This window comes from Pseudomonas sp. H3_A02, from assembly GCF_054671965.1.
In genome coordinates this window covers 1,413,737-1,430,838 of the sequence record NZ_CP162807.1, presented here as the reverse complement: position 1 = coordinate 1,430,838, position 17,102 = coordinate 1,413,737, and the positions used below count along the sequence as shown (strand labels likewise).

18 protein-coding genes are annotated in these 17,102 nt (G+C 61.3%); 14 read left to right on the top strand and 4 right to left on the bottom strand.

The genetic code is table 11. From position 1 onward, the window contains the following. Positions 1 to 43: 43 nt before the first annotated feature. Positions 44 to 1,102, top strand: coding sequence for a type IV toxin-antitoxin system AbiEi family antitoxin (locus AB4N80_RS06030; protein WP_122567562.1), 1,059 nt, complete (start codon positions 44 to 46; stop codon positions 1,100 to 1,102). Then, positions 1,090 to 1,959, top strand: coding sequence for a hypothetical protein (locus AB4N80_RS06025; RefSeq protein ID WP_460081140.1), 870 nt, complete (start codon positions 1,090 to 1,092; stop codon positions 1,957 to 1,959). Before AB4N80_RS06030 ends, AB4N80_RS06025 begins: the two co-directional genes overlap by 13 nt. A gap of 43 nt (positions 1,960 to 2,002) precedes the next feature. On the opposite strand, the gene pyrE is transcribed toward AB4N80_RS06025, so the two are convergent. Further along, positions 2,003 to 2,647 carry an orotate phosphoribosyltransferase gene (gene pyrE / locus AB4N80_RS06020; protein ID WP_122567564.1) on the bottom strand — a complete coding sequence of 215 codons (645 nt, stop codon included), beginning with the start codon at positions 2,645 to 2,647 and terminating at the stop codon, positions 2,003 to 2,005. An 82-nt stretch (positions 2,648 to 2,729) separates the two neighbouring features. On the opposite strand from pyrE, the gene AB4N80_RS06015 reads away from it, so the two are divergent. Continuing rightward, positions 2,730 to 3,509 carry an exodeoxyribonuclease III gene (locus AB4N80_RS06015; protein WP_013694557.1) on the top strand — a complete coding sequence of 260 codons (780 nt, stop codon included), beginning with the start codon at positions 2,730 to 2,732 and terminating at the stop codon, positions 3,507 to 3,509. Between the two features lie 177 nt (positions 3,510 to 3,686). Here the strand turns inward: AB4N80_RS06015 and AB4N80_RS06010 are convergent, their stop codons facing one another. Both AB4N80_RS06010 and rph read right to left on the bottom strand, forming a co-directional pair. Next, positions 3,687 to 4,055, bottom strand: a complete 369-nt coding sequence (locus AB4N80_RS06010) for a DUF4870 domain-containing protein (RefSeq protein ID WP_122567565.1) — start codon at positions 4,053 to 4,055, stop codon at positions 3,687 to 3,689. Between the two features lie 30 nt (positions 4,056 to 4,085). Beyond that, complete coding sequence (gene rph, locus AB4N80_RS06005) at positions 4,086 to 4,808, bottom strand: ribonuclease PH (protein WP_060740056.1); 723 nt, start codon at positions 4,806 to 4,808, stop codon at positions 4,086 to 4,088. Between the two features lie 262 nt (positions 4,809 to 5,070). On the opposite strand from rph, the gene AB4N80_RS06000 reads away from it, so the two are divergent. The 6 genes from AB4N80_RS06000 to AB4N80_RS05975 all read left to right on the top strand — a co-directional run bounded on the left by AB4N80_RS06000 (position 5,071) and on the right by AB4N80_RS05975 (position 10,377). Further along, positions 5,071 to 5,934, top strand: a complete 864-nt coding sequence (locus AB4N80_RS06000) for a YicC/YloC family endoribonuclease (protein WP_305468829.1) — start codon at positions 5,071 to 5,073, stop codon at positions 5,932 to 5,934. A 12-nt stretch (positions 5,935 to 5,946) separates the two neighbouring features. After that, the gene (gmk, locus tag AB4N80_RS05995; protein WP_053126561.1) at positions 5,947 to 6,567 is read left to right on the top strand and encodes a guanylate kinase; all 621 of its coding nucleotides are present in this window, start codon (positions 5,947 to 5,949) and stop codon (positions 6,565 to 6,567) included. A 167-nt stretch (positions 6,568 to 6,734) separates the two neighbouring features. Beyond that, positions 6,735 to 6,998 carry a DNA-directed RNA polymerase subunit omega gene (gene rpoZ / locus AB4N80_RS05990; protein ID WP_003177259.1) on the top strand — a complete coding sequence of 88 codons (264 nt, stop codon included), beginning with the start codon at positions 6,735 to 6,737 and terminating at the stop codon, positions 6,996 to 6,998. Between the two features lie 60 nt (positions 6,999 to 7,058). Continuing rightward, positions 7,059 to 9,164: a bifunctional GTP diphosphokinase/guanosine-3',5'-bis pyrophosphate 3'-pyrophosphohydrolase gene (gene spoT / locus AB4N80_RS05985; protein WP_053126562.1), complete on the top strand. Its 2,106-nt coding sequence runs from the start codon at positions 7,059 to 7,061 to the stop codon at positions 9,162 to 9,164. A gap of 36 nt (positions 9,165 to 9,200) precedes the next feature. Further along, positions 9,201 to 9,581, top strand: a complete 381-nt coding sequence (locus tag AB4N80_RS05980; RefSeq protein WP_014340863.1) for a RidA family protein — start codon at positions 9,201 to 9,203, stop codon at positions 9,579 to 9,581. Between the two features lie 55 nt (positions 9,582 to 9,636). Beyond that, the gene (locus AB4N80_RS05975; RefSeq protein WP_122567567.1) at positions 9,637 to 10,377 is read left to right on the top strand and encodes a hypothetical protein; all 741 of its coding nucleotides are present in this window, start codon (positions 9,637 to 9,639) and stop codon (positions 10,375 to 10,377) included. 157 nt (positions 10,378 to 10,534) lie between these two features. On the opposite strand, the gene AB4N80_RS05970 is transcribed toward AB4N80_RS05975, so the two are convergent. Then, the gene (locus tag AB4N80_RS05970) at positions 10,535 to 11,392 is read right to left on the bottom strand and encodes an SDR family oxidoreductase (protein WP_460081133.1); all 858 of its coding nucleotides are present in this window, start codon (positions 11,390 to 11,392) and stop codon (positions 10,535 to 10,537) included. A gap of 187 nt (positions 11,393 to 11,579) precedes the next feature. Between AB4N80_RS05970 and exbB the strand changes: the two genes are divergently transcribed. From exbB to recG, 5 genes are all read left to right on the top strand, one after another. Then, the gene (exbB, locus tag AB4N80_RS05965; RefSeq protein WP_122567826.1) at positions 11,580 to 12,563 is read left to right on the top strand and encodes a tonB-system energizer ExbB; all 984 of its coding nucleotides are present in this window, start codon (positions 11,580 to 11,582) and stop codon (positions 12,561 to 12,563) included. A gap of 6 nt (positions 12,564 to 12,569) precedes the next feature. Then, positions 12,570 to 12,998 carry a TonB system transport protein ExbD gene (exbD, locus tag AB4N80_RS05960; RefSeq protein WP_122567569.1) on the top strand — a complete coding sequence of 143 codons (429 nt, stop codon included), beginning with the start codon at positions 12,570 to 12,572 and terminating at the stop codon, positions 12,996 to 12,998. After that, positions 12,995 to 13,753 (top strand): energy transducer TonB, encoded by a 759-nt coding sequence (locus AB4N80_RS05955; RefSeq protein WP_122567570.1) that lies wholly within the window; start codon positions 12,995 to 12,997, stop codon positions 13,751 to 13,753. The genes exbD and AB4N80_RS05955 overlap by 4 nt, the downstream gene beginning before the upstream one ends. Before the next feature lie 326 nt (positions 13,754 to 14,079). Further along, positions 14,080 to 15,000: a hydrogen peroxide-inducible genes activator gene (locus AB4N80_RS05950; protein ID WP_122567571.1), complete on the top strand. Its 921-nt coding sequence runs from the start codon at positions 14,080 to 14,082 to the stop codon at positions 14,998 to 15,000. 9 nt (positions 15,001 to 15,009) lie between these two features. After that, positions 15,010 to 17,085: an ATP-dependent DNA helicase RecG gene (recG, locus tag AB4N80_RS05945; RefSeq protein ID WP_305468832.1), complete on the top strand. Its 2,076-nt coding sequence runs from the start codon at positions 15,010 to 15,012 to the stop codon at positions 17,083 to 17,085. The last annotated feature ends 17 nt before the right edge of the window (positions 17,086 to 17,102 follow it).

Here is a 17,102-nt window from a genome sequence, read left to right as displayed (position 1 = left end):
CCTATAAGGCTATTTTCAGCATTCGTTGAAAAGGTGACTATCAATGAAAGCGCTCGAAACAAGCTCAAAGGAGGCTCTTCAAGACCTCCTGAGTAAAGTACCCATCATCGAGATAAATAGTTTCAAGACCACACCGTCAGCCAAAACCTGGGCTCCCGACTTCATCGTTGAAATAGACGCCTCGGGGAAATCGCACTCTCTGGCCTGTGTGGTTAAAGCCAATGGGCAGCCCAGATTTGTAACCGCAGCCTTACTCCAGCTTCGGGACTACGTAAATGAGTGGAACACAACGATCACGCCGATCGTGATAGCCCCCTATCTTTCGCCCGCTGCCAGACAGGCATGCCGGGAAAAAAGGGTCGGCTATCTGGACCTGGAGGGCAACGCCTGGCTTTCGTTCGATGGCGTATTCATCGACCATCAAGTCGCAGAAAAGCCCCCCTCGGAGCACAGGGGCTTGAAGTCTCTCTTCAAGCCAAAATCAGCACAGATCCTTCGTACGATGTTGCGTCAACCCGATCATGCATGGCGGGTGATAGAGCTCTCCGAGGCTGCCAAAGTGAGCTTGGGCCAAGTCAGCAATGTGCGCACCGCTCTGCTGGATCGAGAGTGGGGACGAGCAACACCCGACGGATTTTCCCTGTGCGATCCTCAATCACTTCTGGATGCATGGGTCCAAGCCTACGAGCCCCCATCCGGGGAGCGCAAAAAGTTCTACACCACCTTACACGGCAGCGCCCTGGAAAATGCGGCACGGACCGTGATCGGCGAACAGGGCAATGGGCGTACGGTTTTTTCTTCATTTTCCGCCGCGCAATGGCTCGCCCCCTACGCTCGAGTGAGTACGAATTATTTTTATGCGGACAGTGAAGGCCTGGAAAAACTAATCACAGCGATGCATCTGGTACCCGTTACAAAGGGTGAAAACGTGGTGATCACCCTCCCCCGGGATAAAGGGCTTCTTTTGGACGTCGTCGAGGCGGCGCCCGGAGCAATATGCACCAGCCCTGTTCAAACCTATTTGGATCTATCCATTGCCGGGGAGCGCGCAAAGGAAGCAGCTGAATATCTACGCCAGGAAAAACTGACATGGCACCGTTAGTACCGCAGGAGCCTCAATCGGCCTTGGATTATGAAGACAGGACAACGACTGCTGTAAAAGCGGTACTCGTCGAAATGGGCCAGATTCTGAGTAGTTTCAAAGGTAAATTCGCAGTGATCGGCGGCGCAGTGCCATGGCTGCTCCTTGCAAATGACGATATGCGACATGTCGGTACGCTCGATGTCGATTTGAGTCTTGATGCTGAAGCACTTGGCGATGGCGAGTACGCAACTCTGGTCGAAGCCTTGATGGGCAATGGGTACGAACAAAGAGGAGAACTACGAAGCTTCCAACTCGTTCGCCAGGTTCCCGTGGATGACGGAGGCTCCCCGATAGATGTGATCGTGGACTTCTTGATGCCACGCGACGCCGCGATCATTCAAAATAAACCACCCATTCTGAGCGACTTTGCGGTTCAACGTGCCGATGGCGCGGACTTGGCGATGCGGTTTTATCAGATGGTCGCAATTGAAGGACCTATGCCAACCGGCGGTACAAATCGAGTCGAGGTTGCCGTGTGTTCTATCCCGGCACTGCTTGCGATGAAAGGCTATGCCCTCAATGGACGACACAAGCAGAAAGACGCCTACGACATCTACTATTGCGTTCGCAATTATCCAGGCGGCATAGCGACGCTCGCCCAAGAGTGCCGCCCTGTCCTTGAGACCGGAAGCGGTGAGCAAGGCTTCCTGTATATCTGCCAGAAATTTGATAGTGCCGACGGTTATGGCCCGACGTCCGTAAGGCGTTTCGTCGAAGACAGCCAGATCCTTGAGGATCGAACTCCGGATCAATGGCAGCAAGATGCTTTCGGGCAGCTGGATGCCCTACTACGCGCCCTCCATTTGCGGGAGTGAAAACTCACTGGAAATCAAAGGCCCTGTTCCCGGGGCCTTTTTTTCAAACGCCGAACTGCGCCCGATAAGCCTCAACCGCCGGCAAATGCTGCTTGAGCTGCGGATCGTCGGCCAAAAACTCCAGCACCTGGTTCAGCGACACAATGCTGATCACCGGAATGCCGAAGTCACGCTCCACTTCCTGGATCGCCGACAGTTCACCGTTGCCGCGCTCCTGGCGGTTCAGGGCGATCAGCACGCCGGCCGCCTTGGCGCCTTCCTGGGAACCGATGATCTGCATCACTTCGCGAATGGCAGTGCCAGCGGTGATGACGTCGTCGATGATCAATACTTCGCCGGTCAGCGGCGCGCCGACCAGGCTGCCGCCTTCGCCGTGGGCCTTGGCTTCCTTGCGGTTGAAACACCAGGGCAGGTCGCGGCCGTGGTGTTCGGCCAGGGCGACGGCGGTGGTGGCGGCCAGGGGGATGCCTTTGTAGGCCGGGCCGAACAGCACGTCGAACGGGATGCCGCTCTCGACGATGGCTGCCGCGTAGAAACGCCCCAACTGCGCCAGGGCAGTACCGCTGTTGAACAGGCCGGCATTGAAGAAGTACGGGCTGGTGCGCCCGGACTTGAGGGTGAATTCACCGAAGCGCAAAACGCCGCGATCGATGGCAAAGCGAATGAAATCGCGCTGATACGCCTGCATGAAAAAAGCCTCAAATACCGCGGATTTAGCTAAATAGGTACACGCCGTGTATCATACACGCACGTGATTTTTGGGGCCATTTATGCGGATCATCAGTGTGAACGTCAATGGTATTCAGGCTGCAGTCGAGCGTGGTTTGCTCAGTTGGCTGCAAGCACAGAATGCCGACGTCATCTGCCTGCAGGACACCCGCGCCTCCGCCTTTGAACTGGACGATGCAGCCTTCCAACTGGATGGTTACTTCCTTTATGCCTGCGATGCCGAAGTCCCCGCCCAGGGTGGCGTGGCTTTGTACTCGCGGCTGCAACCGAAGGCTGTCATCAACGGTCTCGGTTTCGAGACGGCGGACCGCTACGGGCGCTACCTGCAAGCCGATTTCGACAAGGTCAGCATCGCGACCTTACTGCTCCCTTCGGGGCAGAACGGCGATGAAGATTTGAATCAGAAATTCAAGTTGATGGACGACTTCGCCCGTTACCTGGATAAACAGCGGCGCAAACGTCGCGAGTACATCTATTGTGGCTCGCTGTACGTGGCGCAACAGAAGCTGGATATCAAGAACTGGCGCGACAGCCAACAATCTCCTGGTTTCCTGGCGCCGGAACGGGCCTGGATGGACGAGATCATTGGCAACATGGGTTATGTCGATGCCCTGCGTGAAGTCAGCCGCGAAGGCGACCAATACAGCTGGTGGCCGGACAACGAGCAGGCCGAAATGCTCAACCTCGGTTGGCGTTTCGACTACCAGTTGCTGACGCCCGGGCTGCGCCGCTTCGTACGCAGCGCCCGCCTGCCGCGCCAGCCACGGTTCTCACAGCATGCGCCGCTGATCGTGGATTACGACTGGACGCTGACGATCTGAGTGTCGTTTCGCAGCCACAAAAAAACCGACAGCCGTGTCGGTTTTTTTGTGGACACCCATTTCTACTGTGGGAGCGAGCTTGCTCGCGATGGCGGCGGATCAACCAACATCGATGTTGAATGAAAAATCGCAATCGCGAGCAAGCTCGCTCCCACAGGGACAGGCGTTTACTGATCGTTATTTGACCAACCGCCAGGTAAACGGATACCGATACGGCAGCCCTTCATTGGCCTTCACGCCGCCAATGATGGTCAGCACCAGCGCACCGATGGCCACCAGGCCGAACAGGAAGAAGCCAATCACCACGATCATCAACAGCAGGCAGATCGCCGAGGCAATCGCCACAGTGATCTGGAAGTTCAGCGCTTCCTTGCCCTGGGCATCGATGAACGGGTCGGATTCACGCTTGAGCTGCCAGAGCACCAACGGCCCGATCAGCGTGCCAAACGGAATCCAGATCCCCAACAAGGCGGACAGGTGACAAAACATTGCCCATTGACGCGCCTCTTTGCTCGGCTGGGGCAGTAGGACTTGCTCATCACTCATGACACTCTCCTTGTCTGAAGCGCGAAACAATCAGTCAGCCAATGCGGCTTTTTGCAGTTCGAAAATCTCGTTCATGCCTTTCTTCGCCAATTCCAGCATAGCGTTCAAATCTTCCGGCTGGAACGGCGCGCCTTCGGCGGTGCCCTGGACTTCGATGAAACCGCCAGCACTGGTCATGACCACGTTCAGATCGGTCTCGGCGGCGGAGTCCTCCAAGTAATCCAGGTCCAGCACCGGCTCGCCCTGATACATGCCCACGGACACGGCGGCGATCATCTGCTTGAGCGGGTCGCCGCCCTTGAGGCCGCCGCGCTTCTTGATCACTTTCAAGGCATCGACCAGCGCAACCATGGCCCCGGTGATGGAGGCCGTACGTGTGCCGCCGTCGGCCTGGATCACGTCGCAGTCCACATACAGCGTCACGTCGCCTAGCTTGGACATGTCCAGCGCGGCGCGCAGCGAACGGCCGATCAAGCGCTGGATTTCCAGGGTACGACCGCCCTGCTTGCCGCGGCTGGCCTCACGCTGGTTCCGCTCACCGGTGGCGCGCGGCAGCATGCCGTATTCGGCGGTCAACCAGCCCTGGCCCTGGCCCTTGAGAAACCGTGGCACGCCGTTTTCGACACTAACAGTGCAGATGACCTTGGTATCACCGAATTCGACCAGTACAGATCCCTCGGCGTGTTTGGTGTAGTTGCGGGTAATGCGGATCGAGCGAAGCTGATCGGCAGCGCGACCACTTGGACGTTTCATAGGGAACACCTGTACAGAGGACGGAAAACTGCCGGACATTATAGAGCCGTGGGCCGCCAGAGGGCAGTTTAAAAAAACTGACGCGGCAGGTGAGCGCGCTCAAAACCCCGGCCGACGGGCTGCAGCGCTTTGTTGCCGGAGCTGTTTGGGCGCTTGCGTCCCACTGCGCTACAATCCTGCGCCTTTGCTGCCCTCGGGCTTTTATCTACAGATCCCAGGCCCACGACCACCGTCGTGCCGGCCTGCATTGCGAGGAACCTCCATGGTGCACAGCATGACCGCCTTCGCCCGCGTCGAAAAAGCCGGGGCCCAAGGCACGCTGAGCTGGGAACTGCGCTCGGTCAACAGCCGTTACCTGGAGCCGCACCTGCGCCTGCCCGAGTCCTTCCGCGACCTGGAAGGCGGAGTGCGCGAAGCGCTGCGCCAGGGCTTGTCCCGGGGCAAGCTGGAATGCACCCTGCGTTTCACCGAAGAAAGCACCGGCAAAGCCCTGCAAGTGGACCGCGAGCGCGCCGCGCAATTGGTCGCCGCCGCCGAAACCGTCGCCAGCCTGATCAAGAATCCGGCAGCCCTGAACCCGCTGGAAGTCCTGGCCTGGCCCGGCGTGCTGGTGGGTGACGCGAGCGACCCGCAAGCGCTGAACGCCGAGGCGCTGGCACTGTTCAACCAAGGCTTGCAAGAACTCAAGGCCGGTCGCGAGCGTGAAGGCGCGGAGCTGGCCCGGCTGATCAACGAGCGCCTGACCTCCATCGAAGAAGACGTCAGCACCCTGCGCGAGCTGGTCCCACAGATGCTCGCCACCCAGCGCCAGAAAGTCCTCGACCGCTTCGCCGACATGAAGGCCGAGCTGGATCCGCAACGCCTGGAACAGGAAATGGTCATGCTCGCGCAAAAGAGCGACGTGGCCGAAGAACTGGATCGCCTGAGCACCCACATCATCGAAGTTCGCCGGGTGCTCAAGTCCGGCGGCGCGGCCGGTCGCCGCCTCGACTTCCTGATGCAGGAGCTCAACCGCGAAGCCAATACACTGGGCTCCAAAGCCTTCGACCCGCGCAGCACCCAGGCAGCGGTCAACCTCAAGGTGTTGATCGAGCAAATGCGCGAACAAGTGCAGAACATTGAGTAAGGCTAACCCGACATGACCCACAGCACCGGCACTCTCTACATCATTTCCGCGCCCTCGGGCGCCGGCAAGACCAGCCTGGTCAAGGCGTTGATCGACGCCGAGCCGCAAATTCGCGTCTCGGTCTCGCACACCACCCGTGCCATGCGCCCGGGGGAAGTGAATGGCGTGAACTATCACTTCGTCGACCGCGAAGAGTTCGTGAAGATGGCCGAGCACGGCGACTTCCTGGAGCGCGCCGAAGTCTTCGGCAACCTCTACGGCACTTCGCAAAGCTACTTGCAGCAGACCCTCGACGAAGGCCACGACCTGATCCTGGAAATCGACTGGCAAGGCGCCGAGCAGGTGCGCAAGCTGATGCCCCAGGCCCGCTCGATCTTCATCCTGCCGCCGAGCCAGCAGGCGTTGCGCCAGCGCCTGACCAACCGCGGCCAGGACAGCGACGAAATCATCGAAGGCCGGATGCGCGAAGCGGTCAGCGAAATGAGCCACTACGTCGACTACGATTACCTGATCATCAACGACGATTTCGCCCACGCACTGGACGACCTGAAGGCGATTTTCCGCGCCAGCCAGCTGCAACAGAAACGCCAGCAGCAACGTTTCGGTAAATTATTGGCCGAATTGTTGGGCTGATCAGCCCTTCCCAAAACCGCTGCGACGGCTTTACATTGGTAGTCGCAGCGCGCCGAGGGGTTTGGTTAAAAAATCAGCGCTTCCCTAAACGCTGGTGTTTTTTTAAACTGTCGAGTCCGCTCGCCCAACCGGGCAGCGCGCATATTGCATTCGCTCCGAGGAATACCATGGCCCGCGTAACCGTTGAAGACTGCCTAGAACACGTGGAAAACCGCTTTGAGCTGGTCATGCTCTCTACCAAGCGTGCCCGTCAACTGGCCACCGGCGGCAAAGAGCCATTGGTCCAGTGGGAAAACGACAAGCCTACCGTGGTAGCGCTGCGTGAAATCGCCGAAGGCCTGATGAGCTACGAGTTCATCGCCAACGCTGAAATCGTCGAAGACGAACCGCTGTTCGCAGCGTTCGAGGACGAGTCCAACGAGGCGGTCTAAGCCTATGCCTGGTCGACGTAGCACGGCGCGGGGTCACAGCAAACGGCAGGAGTCATCATCATGCCGAGCATAGACGCCCTCGCCGATCGCTTATCGGCCTACCTCGGCACGGACCAGGTCAACCTGGTCCGCCGAGCCTATTTCTACGCTGAACAAGCCCACGACGGCCAACGCCGCCGCAGCGGCGAAGCGTACGTCACGCATCCTCTTGCGGTGGCGAATATTCTTGCCGACATGCACATGGACCATCAGAGCCTGATGGCGGCGATGCTGCATGACGTGATCGAAGACACCGGCATTGCCAAGGAAGCGCTGCAAGCGCAGTTCGGCGAAACCGTGGCCGAACTGGTCGACGGGGTCAGCAAGCTGACTCAGATGAACTTCGAGACCAAGGCCGAGGCCCAGGCCGAAAACTTCCAGAAAATGGCCATGGCCATGGCGCGCGACATCCGCGTGATCCTGGTCAAGCTCGCCGACCGCCTGCACAACATGCGCACCCTGGAAGTACTCTCCGGCGAAAAACGCCGGCGCATCGCCAAGGAAACCCTGGAAATCTATGCGCCCATCGCCAATCGCCTGGGCATGCACGCGATCCGCATCGAGTTCGAAGACCTGGGCTTCAAGGCCATGCACCCGATGCGTTCGGCGCGGATCAACCAGGCCGTCAAGCGCGCCCGGGGCAACCGCAAGGAAATCGTCAACAAGATCGAAGAGTCCCTGAGCCACTGCCTGGCCATCGACGGCATCGAAGGCGAAGTCAGCGGGCGACAGAAACACCTCTACGGCATCTACAAGAAAATGCGCGGAAAGCGTCGGGCCTTCAACGAGATCATGGACGTCTACGCGTTCCGGATCATCGTCGACAAGGTCGATACCTGTTATCGCGTGCTCGGTGCTGTACATAATTTGTACAAACCGTTGCCGGGGCGCTTCAAGGATTACATCGCGATCCCCAAGGCCAACGGCTACCAATCGCTGCACACCACGCTGTTCGGCATGCACGGCGTCCCGATCGAAATCCAGATCCGCACCCGCGAAATGGAAGAGATGGCCAACAACGGCATCGCCGCCCACTGGCTCTACAAATCCAGCGGCGACGAACAACCCAAGAGCACCCACGCCCGCGCCCGGCAATGGGTCAAGGGTGTGCTGGAAATGCAGCAGCGCGCCGGCAACTCCCTGGAATTCATCGAGAGCGTGAAGATCGACCTGTTCCCGGACGAGGTCTACGTGTTCACGCCCAAAGGCCGGATCATGGAGCTGCCCAAAGGCTCCACGGCCGTGGACTTCGCCTATGCGGTGCACACCGACGTCGGCAACAGCTGCATCGCCTGTCGCATCAACCGTCGCCTGGCACCGTTGTCCGAGCCGCTGCAAAGCGGCTCCACGGTGGAGATCGTCAGCGCCCCCGGCGCACGGCCCAACCCGGCGTGGCTCAACTTCGTGGTCACCGGTAAGGCCCGCACGCACATTCGTCACGCGCTGAAGCTGCAACGCCGCTCCGAATCCATCAGCCTCGGCGAACGCCTGTTGAACAAGGTCCTGAACGGCTTCGACAGCTCCCTGGACAAGATTCCAGGCGAGCGCGTGCAAGTGATGCTCCACGAATACCGCCTCGAATTGATCGAAGACCTGCTCGAAGACATCGGCCTGGGCAATCGCATGGCCTATGTCGTCGCCCGCCGCCTGCTTGGCGAAGGCGAACAGCTGCCAAGCCCCGAAGGCCCGCTGGCGATTCGCGGCACCGAAGGCCTGGTGCTCAGCTATGCCAAGTGTTGCACGCCGATCCCGGGCGACCCGATTGTCGGCCACCTGTCCGCCGGCAAGGGGATGGTGGTGCACCTGGACAACTGCCGCAACATCAGCGAAATCCGCCACAACCCGGAAAAATGCATCCAGCTCTCCTGGGCCAAGGATGTCACCGGCGAATTTAATGTCGAGTTGCGGGTCGAGCTGGAACACCAGCGTGGCCTGATCGCCCTGCTGGCCAGCAGCGTCAACGCCGCCGACGGCAATATCGAAAAAATCAGCATGGACGAGCGCGATGGCCGCATCAGCGTCGTCCAATTGGTGGTCAGCGTGCACGACCGTGTGCACCTGGCCCGCGTGATCAAGAAACTGCGCGCCCTGACCGGCGTTATCCGCATCACTCGGATGCGCGCATAGCGCCTCAACAGCCCTATTGCTTACAAGGAGTCATCAATGACCAAGACTGTAATCACCAGCGACAAGGCCCCGGCCGCCATCGGTACTTACTCCCAGGCGATCAAGGCCGGCAACACCGTGTACATGTCGGGCCAGATCCCACTGGACCCGAAAACCATGGAGCTGGTGGAAGGCTTCGAGGCCCAGACCGTGCAGGTGTTCGAAAACCTCAAGGCCGTGGCCGAAGCTGCTGGCGGTTCGTTCAAGGACATCGTCAAGCTCAACATCTTCCTCACCGACCTGAGCCACTTCGCCAAGGTCAACGAGATCATGGGCAAGTACTTCGATCAGCCTTACCCTGCCCGCGCCGCCATTGGCGTGGCGGCCCTGCCAAAGGGCGCGCAGGTCGAGATGGATGCCATCCTGGTCATCGAGTAATAAGGTCGGCGCAGCCTCCCCCGCTGCGCCGTTTTCGTCTTGAAAGGATTCCACCATGCGCAAAGCGCTTGCTCTCTCGCTGCTCGCCCTCTTTCTGGGCGGTTGCGCCAGCGACCCTGCCGACCGTGACATCAGCGGCACCTGGATCAACCAGGCGGCCATCGACGCTGCCGCCAAAGGCGGCCCGCTGCGCGAAGCGCTGCAAGGCTATGGCCCTAACCTGGAATGGGACGTCAACACCCGGGCCGGCCAGGCGCGCTACACCAACGGCTTTGAAAACGTCGAAGGCAAGTTGCTGGGCGAAGAAGACGGCGCCTGGAAAGTCGACTTCTACGGCAGCTCCGCCAGCGAACTCAAGCGTGACGGCGACCAGTTGAGCCAGGCGGCTACCGAGAACGAACCGCAGCAGGTGTTCGACCGTGCGCAAGTCCAGGTGCCGGAAGGCGCACCCATCGGCGCCAGTTTCGAACGGGCGCTGTATGCCGCCTACCTCGGTGGCACCTGGAACATCGTCAACGGCCCCGGCCAAGGCGCCACCGTGCAATTCCAGCCTGACGGCCAGGTCAGCGGCCTGCCCGGCGCCGATCGCTACGCCTTATGCCTGGCGGGCGATTGCGCCTCCATGAGTGGCGGCAACGACAACATCTGGCTGCAACAGAACGGCCAGGGCAACACCTGGATCTTCGCTCGCGACGGCAAGAAGCTGGAAATTTTCCAGACCGTGAATGCCGCGCTGGCCGATGAAATGCCGTCATTCACACCGGGTGATCGCAAGTGGGTGCTTGAAAAGCAGTAACCCGAACTCCCTAATGTGGGAGCGAGCCTGTGGGAGCAAAGCTTGCTCGCGATAGCGGTTTTACAGCCAACAGAAGTGTTGTATGTAGCGACGTCATCGCGAGCAAGCTTTGCTCCCACAGGCTCGCTCCAACAGTTTGTTTTGGGGTGGCTGTAAGTCAGCAACGCCCTTCCAGAATCGCCGCATACCCCTCGCGAAAACTCGGATAACGCGGCGTCCACCCCAAGGCCTTCGCCCGGGCATTGCTGCAGCGCTTGCTGCCGGCGCGACGCACGCTGGCGTCTTCGGCCCACTCGATAACCCCCATGTATTCCCGCAACCAGCCCACCACTTCGGCCAGTGGCGCGGGGGCGTCATCGACGCCGATGTAGCAATCGTCCAACACCTGGCCCTGGCGATCAGCCTCCAGCAGAAACGCCAGCAAGCCGGCGGCATCGTCGGCATGGATACGATTGGCGTACAGCGGCGGGTCGATCACCACGCGATAACCTTGGCGCACCTGGCTCAGCAACCACTCCCGACCCGGCCCATAGATGCCGGTCAGGCGCACGCGACTGGCCGGGATGCCACTGTCCAGGGCGATTTGTTCGGCTTCAAGCATCAGCCGACCGGAATAACCGCCGGCCACGGTAGGCGAAGTTTCATCCACCCACTCGCCCTGCTGCTGCCCATAAACACTGCTGCTGGACACAAACAACAGGCGCTTGGGCCGCTGGCCATGCTGCTTCAACCAGCCCAACACATGCTGCAACCCTTCGACATAAGCCGTGCGATAGCCCGCCTCGTCGTGGTCGGTGGCGGCGGCGCTGTACACCAGGTAGTCCAGCGGACCGATGGGCCAATCAACGGGGCATTGCTCGCTGAACAAATCCCCTGCCACCCCGATGACGCCGGTCGGCAGGCTCGAAACCGTACGCCGCAAGCCATGGACTTGCCAACGTTCGGCCAATAATTGGCGGGCCAGGCGGCCGCCGATATCACCGCAGCCGGCAATCAAAACAGAAGGCGCGGACATTAAAAACTCCTCTGGCAAAGCCGCAGACTAGCCTCCGTAGGGGATGAGCGGCTAGCCATGTGAGAAAAAAAGTTACTGTATTACTTTTGTTAACAAGAATTACTTGCAATAATGCTCGCCACTTTTGTTCTCGGCCCACGAGGCCTGGAAGAGCATCAACCTTCTTTTTTTCTCAGGTCCGGCCAGCATGAAACGCTCTCTATCCCCCGCTTCGCCAACCAATCGACCTCGTGCCTGGAGCACGGTAGCCGCCTTGCTGTTCAGCCTGCTGCTGGCACCTGCCGCCGCGTTCGCTGATGCACAGACGCCCGCCACGCCCCCAGCCACAACCCCGACCGCCGCACCTGCTGCCGCCCAGGCACCGACGGACCCGGCCGCTCCCGTTGCGACGCCGGTAGCCACCGATCCAGCCCAAGCCGTCGAGGCCCAGGCACCTGAAGTGCTCGAAGCCGACAACACCCTGGGCATGGCCCACGACCTGTCGCCATGGGGCATGTACAAAAACGCCGACATCATCGTCAAGATCGTGATGATCGGCCTGGCCATCGCCTCGATCATCACCTGGACCATCTGGATTGCCAAAGGCTTCGAGCTGTTGGGGGCCAAGCGTCGCTTGCGCGGTGAAATCGCCGCCCTGAAAAAAGCCGCCACCCTCAAGGAAGCCAGCGCCACCGCCGCGAAGGAAGGCACCCTCGCCAACCTGCTGGTGCATGACGCACTCGAAGAGATGCGCCTGTCGGCCAACAGCCGCGAGAAGGAAGGCATCAAGGAACGCGTGAGCTTCCGTCTTGAGCGCCTGGTTGCCGCCTGCGGTCGCAACATGAGCAGTGGCACCGGCGTGCTCGCCACCATCGGTTCCACTGCCCCCTTCGTCGGCCTGTTCGGCACCGTTTGGGGCATCATGAACAGCTTCATCGGCATCGCCAAGACCCAGACCACCAACCTCGCCGTCGTCGCCCCCGGCATCGCCGAAGCCCTGCTGGCAACGGCATTGGGTCTGGTCGCGGCCATTCCAGCCGTGGTGATCTATAACGTCTTCGCCCGCTCCATTGCCGGCTACAAGGCCCAGGTCTCCGACGCTTCGGCCGAAGTCCTGCTGTTGGTCAGCCGCGACCTCGACCATCTGCCGCCCGAGCGCGGCGCGCAACCGCACATGGTGAAAGTGGGGTAATCGGCCATGGGCCTGCATTTGAAAGAAGGCGCAGACGACGATCTGGCCGAGAACCACGAAATCAACGTCACACCGTTCATCGACGTGATGCTGGTGCTGTTGATCATCTTCATGGTGGCCGCCCCGCTGGCCACCGTGGACATCAAAGTCGACCTGCCGGCGTCGACGGCCAAGCCTTCGCCACGGCCGGAAAAACCGGTGTTCCTCAGCGTCAAGGCCGACCAACGCCTGTTCCTGGGTGAGGACGAGGTCAAGGCCGATACCCTCGGCGCGACCCTCGACGCCAAGACCCAAGGCAAGAAAGACACGACGATCTTCTTCCAGGCCGATAAAGGCGTGGACTACGGCGACCTGATGAGCGTGATGGACGCGCTACGAAGCGCCGGCTACCTGAAGGTCGGCCTGGTCGGCCTAGAGACGGCGCCCAAGCAATGATCACGACGCGCCAAAAGCTGACGCGTTACAGCGGTAGCCTGGTGGTCGTGCTGGGCGTGCATGCGCTCGCCATCGCCCTGGCGCTGAACTGGACCTCGCGCCCGCCCATCGAATTGCCGCCCCAGGCGATGATGGTCGAGCTGGCGCCAGTGCCCGCCCCGCCGCCACCGGCACCGCCAAAAGTCGTCACACCGCCGCAACCGCCCGAGCCGGTGGAAGAGCTGCCGCTGCCTAAGCTTGCCGAAGCGCCGAAGCCGGAAATCGCCGTGCCCAAGCCGGTCAAGCCCAAGCCCAAGCCTCAACCGCCCAAACCCAAGCCCGTGGTCGAGAAGAAGCCGGAGCCGCCGAAGGAAGAGCCGTCGGAGCAGAAACCGAGCGACACCCAGCCGACCCAGGCACCGACCGAGAAGTCCGCGCAACCGGCGCCTGGCCCGTCACCTGCGCAAACAGCCGCCAAGGCCAATTGGCAGGGCACGCTGCTGGCGCACTTGGGCAAGTACAAGAAGTACCCGCCCAGGGCCCAGCAAATGAACAAGGAAGGCACCAACCGCCTGCGTTTCGTGGTGGATGCCAACGGCAACGTGCTGTCATTCGAGTTGGTGGGCAGTTCCGGCACGGAGTTGCTGGACCGGGCCACCCTGGAAATGATCCGCCGCGCCCAACCGCTGCCCAAGCCACCGGCGGAGCTGCTGACCAACGGCACCATCGAACTGACGGCACCGTTTGTGTACTCCATCGACAAGCGCCGGCGTTGACCTCAAATTTGCAAGCCCCTGTAACAGGGGCTTCTTGTTTCTAGTAACGAGGTTTTTGGAGCCCAGGTAATTCGCAGCAAAGACATCTGTGGAGCCAGGACATCTGTGGGAGCAAAGCTTGCTCGCGATACAGGCACCTCGGTTCCAGTGAGCACCGCGTTAACTTCATCGCGGGCAAGCCTTGCTCCCACAGACAATTCCACATTCTCAAATAAATCCCTGTCCACACAGACATTCGACAGTGTCGCACCGCGCCCCCAGTCTGATAACGTGCGTCTATCGATTGCAGCCGGTATGCTTGGCTCGCAACTTCACGGACGCTCGCCATGACCCTCACAGAATTACGCTACATCGTGACCCTCGCCCAAGAGCAGCATTTCGGCCATGCGGCCGAGCGCTGTCACGTCAGCCAGCCGACGCTGTCGGTGGGTGTGAAAAAGCTTGAAGACGAACTCGGTGTGCTGATTTTCGAGCGCAGCAAAAGCGCCGTGCGCCTGACCCCGGTGGGCGAAGGCATCGTTGCCCAGGCACAGAAGGTCCTGGAGCAGGCCCAAGGCATTCGCGAACTGGCCCAGGCCGGCAAAAACCAACTGACCGCCCCGCTGAAAGTCGGCGCGATCTACACCGTCGGCCCGTATCTGTTCCCGCACCTGATTCCGCAACTGCACCGGGTTGCCCCGCAGATGCCGTTGTACATCGAAGAAAACTTCACCCACGTGCTGCGCGACAAGCTGCGCAACGGCGAGCTGGACGCAATCATCATCGCCTTGCCGTTCAACGAAGCCGATGTCCTGACCCTGCCGCTCTACGACGAACCGTTCTACGTCCTGATGCCGGCTCAACACCCCTGGACCCAGAAAAAAACCATCGATGCCGCCCTGCTCAACGACAAGAGCCTGCTGCTGCTCGGCGAAGGCCATTGCTTCCGCGACCAGGTGCTCGAAGCCTGCCCGACCCTGACCAAGGGCAGCGAAGGCGCCAAGCACACCACGGTGGAATCCAGCTCCCTGGAAACCATTCGCCACATGGTCGCATCCGGCCTGGGCATTTCGATCCTGCCGCTGTCGGCGGTGGACAGCCATCATTACTCCCCCGGCGTGATCGAAGTCCGCCCGCTGACGCCGCCCGTTCCGTTCCGCACCGTTGCCATCGCCTGGCGCGCCAGTTTCCCGCGGCCCAAGGCCATCGAAATCCTCGCCGACTCGATCCGCCTGTGCTCCGTGGCCAAGCCGCCTGCCGCCAAGTAAGCCGCTGCCATGACTGAGCTGTCGAAAGTGCCGGTCACGACACTCAAGGGTGTCGGTGAAGCCATGGCCGAAAAACTGGCCAAGGTCGGCCTGGAAAACCTCCAGGACCTGCTGTTTCACCTGCCGTTGCGCTATCAGGATCGCACCCGCGTGGTGCCCATCGGCCATCTGCGCCCGGGGCAGGATGCGGTGATCGAAGGCACCGTCAGCGGCGCCGACGTGGTCATGGGCCGCCGTCGCAGCCTGGTGGTGCGCCTGCAGGACGGCACTGGCGGGCTCAGCCTGCGCTTCTATCACTTCAGCAATGCTCAGAAGGAAGGCCTCAAGCGCGGTACCCGCGTGCGCTGCTACGGTGAGGCGCGGCCCGGAGCATCGGGGCTGGAGATCTACCACCCGGAATACCGCAGCATTACCGGCGACGAACCGCCGCCCGTGGATGAAACCCTGACCCCGGTCTATCCGCTCACCGAAGGCCTGACCCAGCAACGCCTGCGCCAGCTCTGCCAGCAAACCCTGACATTGCTTGGCCCCAGCAGCCTGCCCGACTGGCTGCCCACGGAACTGGCCCGGGATTATCAACTGGCGCCGTTGGCCGATGCGATCCGCTACCTGCACCATCCGCCTGCCGACGCCGATGTCGACGAACTCGCCCTCGGCCATCACTGGGCCCAGCACCGCCTGGCGTTCGAAGAACTGCTGACCCATCAACTGTCCCAGCAACGCCTGCGCGAAAGCCTGCGTTCCCTGCGCGCCCCGGCCATGCCCAAGGCCAGGGACCTGCCGGCCCGCTACCTGGCCAACCTCGGCTTTACTCCCACGGGCGCCCAGCAACGGGTCGGCAATGAAATCGCCTACGACCTGAGCCAGCCCGAGCCCATGCTGCGGCTGATCCAGGGCGATGTCGGCGCCGGCAAGACCGTGGTCGCCGCCCTTGCGGCCTTGCAAGCCTTGGAGGCCGGTTATCAGGTGGCGTTGATGGCGCCCACCGAAATCCTCGCCGAACAACATTTCATCACCTTCCAGCGCTGGCTCGAACCGCTGGGCATCGAAGTCGCCTGGCTGGCCGGCAAGCTCAAGGGCAAGAACCGCGCCGCCGCCCTGGCGCAGATCGCCGAAGGCGCACCGATGGTGGTCGGCACCCATGCGCTGTTCCAGGACGAAGTGCAATTCAAGAACCTGGCCCTGGTGATCATCGACGAACAGCACCGCTTCGGCGTGCAACAGCGCCTGGCCCTGCGGCAGAAAGGCGTCGGCGGGCGGATGTGCCCTCATCAACTGATCATGACCGCCACGCCGATCCCGCGGACTCTGGCAATGAGCGCCTACGCCGACCTCGACACCTCGATCCTCGACGAACTGCCCCCCGGCCGCACGCCGGTCAATACCGTGCTGGTCACCGATACCCGACGGGTGGAGGTGATCGAGCGCGTGCGCAGCGCCTGTGCCGAGGGTCGGCAGGCCTATTGGGTGTGCACATTGATCGAAGAGTCGGAAGAACTGACCTGCCAGGCGGCCGAAACCACCTTTGAGGACCTCACCGCCGCCCTCGGCGAGTTGAAGGTCGGGCTGATCCACGGCCGCATGAAACCCGCCGAGAAAGCCGCGGTGATGGCTGAATTCAAGGCCGGCGCCCTGCAATTGCTGGTCGCCACCACGGTGATCGAGGTCGGTGTGGACGTGCCCAACGCCAGCCTGATGATCATCGAGAACCCCGAACGCCTGGGCCTGGCGCAGTTGCACCAACTGCGCGGCCGGGTGGGCCGGGGCAGCGCCGCCAGCCATTGCGTCTTGCTCTATCACCCGCCGCTGTCGCAGATCGGCCGCCAACGGCTGGGGATCATGCGCGAAACCAACGACGGTTTCGTCATCGCCGAAAAAGACCTCGAATTGCGCGGCCCCGGTGAAATGCTCGGCACACGCCAGACGGGTCTGCTTCAATTCAAAGTAGCCGACCTGATGCGCGACGCCGATCTGCTCCCCGCCGTACGCGACGCCGCCCAGGCCCTGCTGGAACGCTGGCCCGACCACGTCAGCCCGCTGCTGGATCGCTGGCTGCGTCATGGGCAGCAATACGGCCAAGTGTGAGCACGCGCTCAGTTTTC

Bases quoted from the DNA above. Each gene is read 5' to 3' on its own strand.
- AB4N80_RS06030 (WP_122567562.1), top strand. From the start codon at position 44: ATGAAAGCGCTCGAAACAAGCTCAAAGGAGGCTCTTCAAGACCTCCTG.
- AB4N80_RS06025 (WP_460081140.1), top strand. From the start codon at position 1,090: ATGGCACCGTTAGTACCGCAGGAGCCTCAATCGGCCTTGGATTATGAA.
- pyrE (WP_122567564.1), bottom strand. From the start codon at position 2,647: ATGCAGGCGTATCAGCGCGATTTCATTCGCTTTGCCATCGATCGCGGC.
- AB4N80_RS06015 (WP_013694557.1), top strand. From the start codon at position 2,730: ATGCGGATCATCAGTGTGAACGTCAATGGTATTCAGGCTGCAGTCGAG.
- AB4N80_RS06010 (WP_122567565.1), bottom strand. From the start codon at position 4,055: ATGAGTGATGAGCAAGTCCTACTGCCCCAGCCGAGCAAAGAGGCGCGT.
- rph (WP_060740056.1), bottom strand. From the start codon at position 4,808: ATGAAACGTCCAAGTGGTCGCGCTGCCGATCAGCTTCGCTCGATCCGC.
- AB4N80_RS06000 (WP_305468829.1), top strand. From the start codon at position 5,071: ATGGTGCACAGCATGACCGCCTTCGCCCGCGTCGAAAAAGCCGGGGCC.
- gmk (WP_053126561.1), top strand. From the start codon at position 5,947: ATGACCCACAGCACCGGCACTCTCTACATCATTTCCGCGCCCTCGGGC.
- rpoZ (WP_003177259.1), top strand. From the start codon at position 6,735: ATGGCCCGCGTAACCGTTGAAGACTGCCTAGAACACGTGGAAAACCGC.
- spoT (WP_053126562.1), top strand. From the start codon at position 7,059: ATGCCGAGCATAGACGCCCTCGCCGATCGCTTATCGGCCTACCTCGGC.
- AB4N80_RS05980 (WP_014340863.1), top strand. From the start codon at position 9,201: ATGACCAAGACTGTAATCACCAGCGACAAGGCCCCGGCCGCCATCGGT.
- AB4N80_RS05975 (WP_122567567.1), top strand. From the start codon at position 9,637: ATGCGCAAAGCGCTTGCTCTCTCGCTGCTCGCCCTCTTTCTGGGCGGT.
- AB4N80_RS05970 (WP_460081133.1), bottom strand. From the start codon at position 11,392: ATGTCCGCGCCTTCTGTTTTGATTGCCGGCTGCGGTGATATCGGCGGC.
- exbB (WP_122567826.1), top strand. From the start codon at position 11,580: ATGAAACGCTCTCTATCCCCCGCTTCGCCAACCAATCGACCTCGTGCC.
- exbD (WP_122567569.1), top strand. From the start codon at position 12,570: ATGGGCCTGCATTTGAAAGAAGGCGCAGACGACGATCTGGCCGAGAAC.
- AB4N80_RS05955 (WP_122567570.1), top strand. From the start codon at position 12,995: ATGATCACGACGCGCCAAAAGCTGACGCGTTACAGCGGTAGCCTGGTG.
- AB4N80_RS05950 (WP_122567571.1), top strand. From the start codon at position 14,080: ATGACCCTCACAGAATTACGCTACATCGTGACCCTCGCCCAAGAGCAG.
- recG (WP_305468832.1), top strand. From the start codon at position 15,010: ATGACTGAGCTGTCGAAAGTGCCGGTCACGACACTCAAGGGTGTCGGT.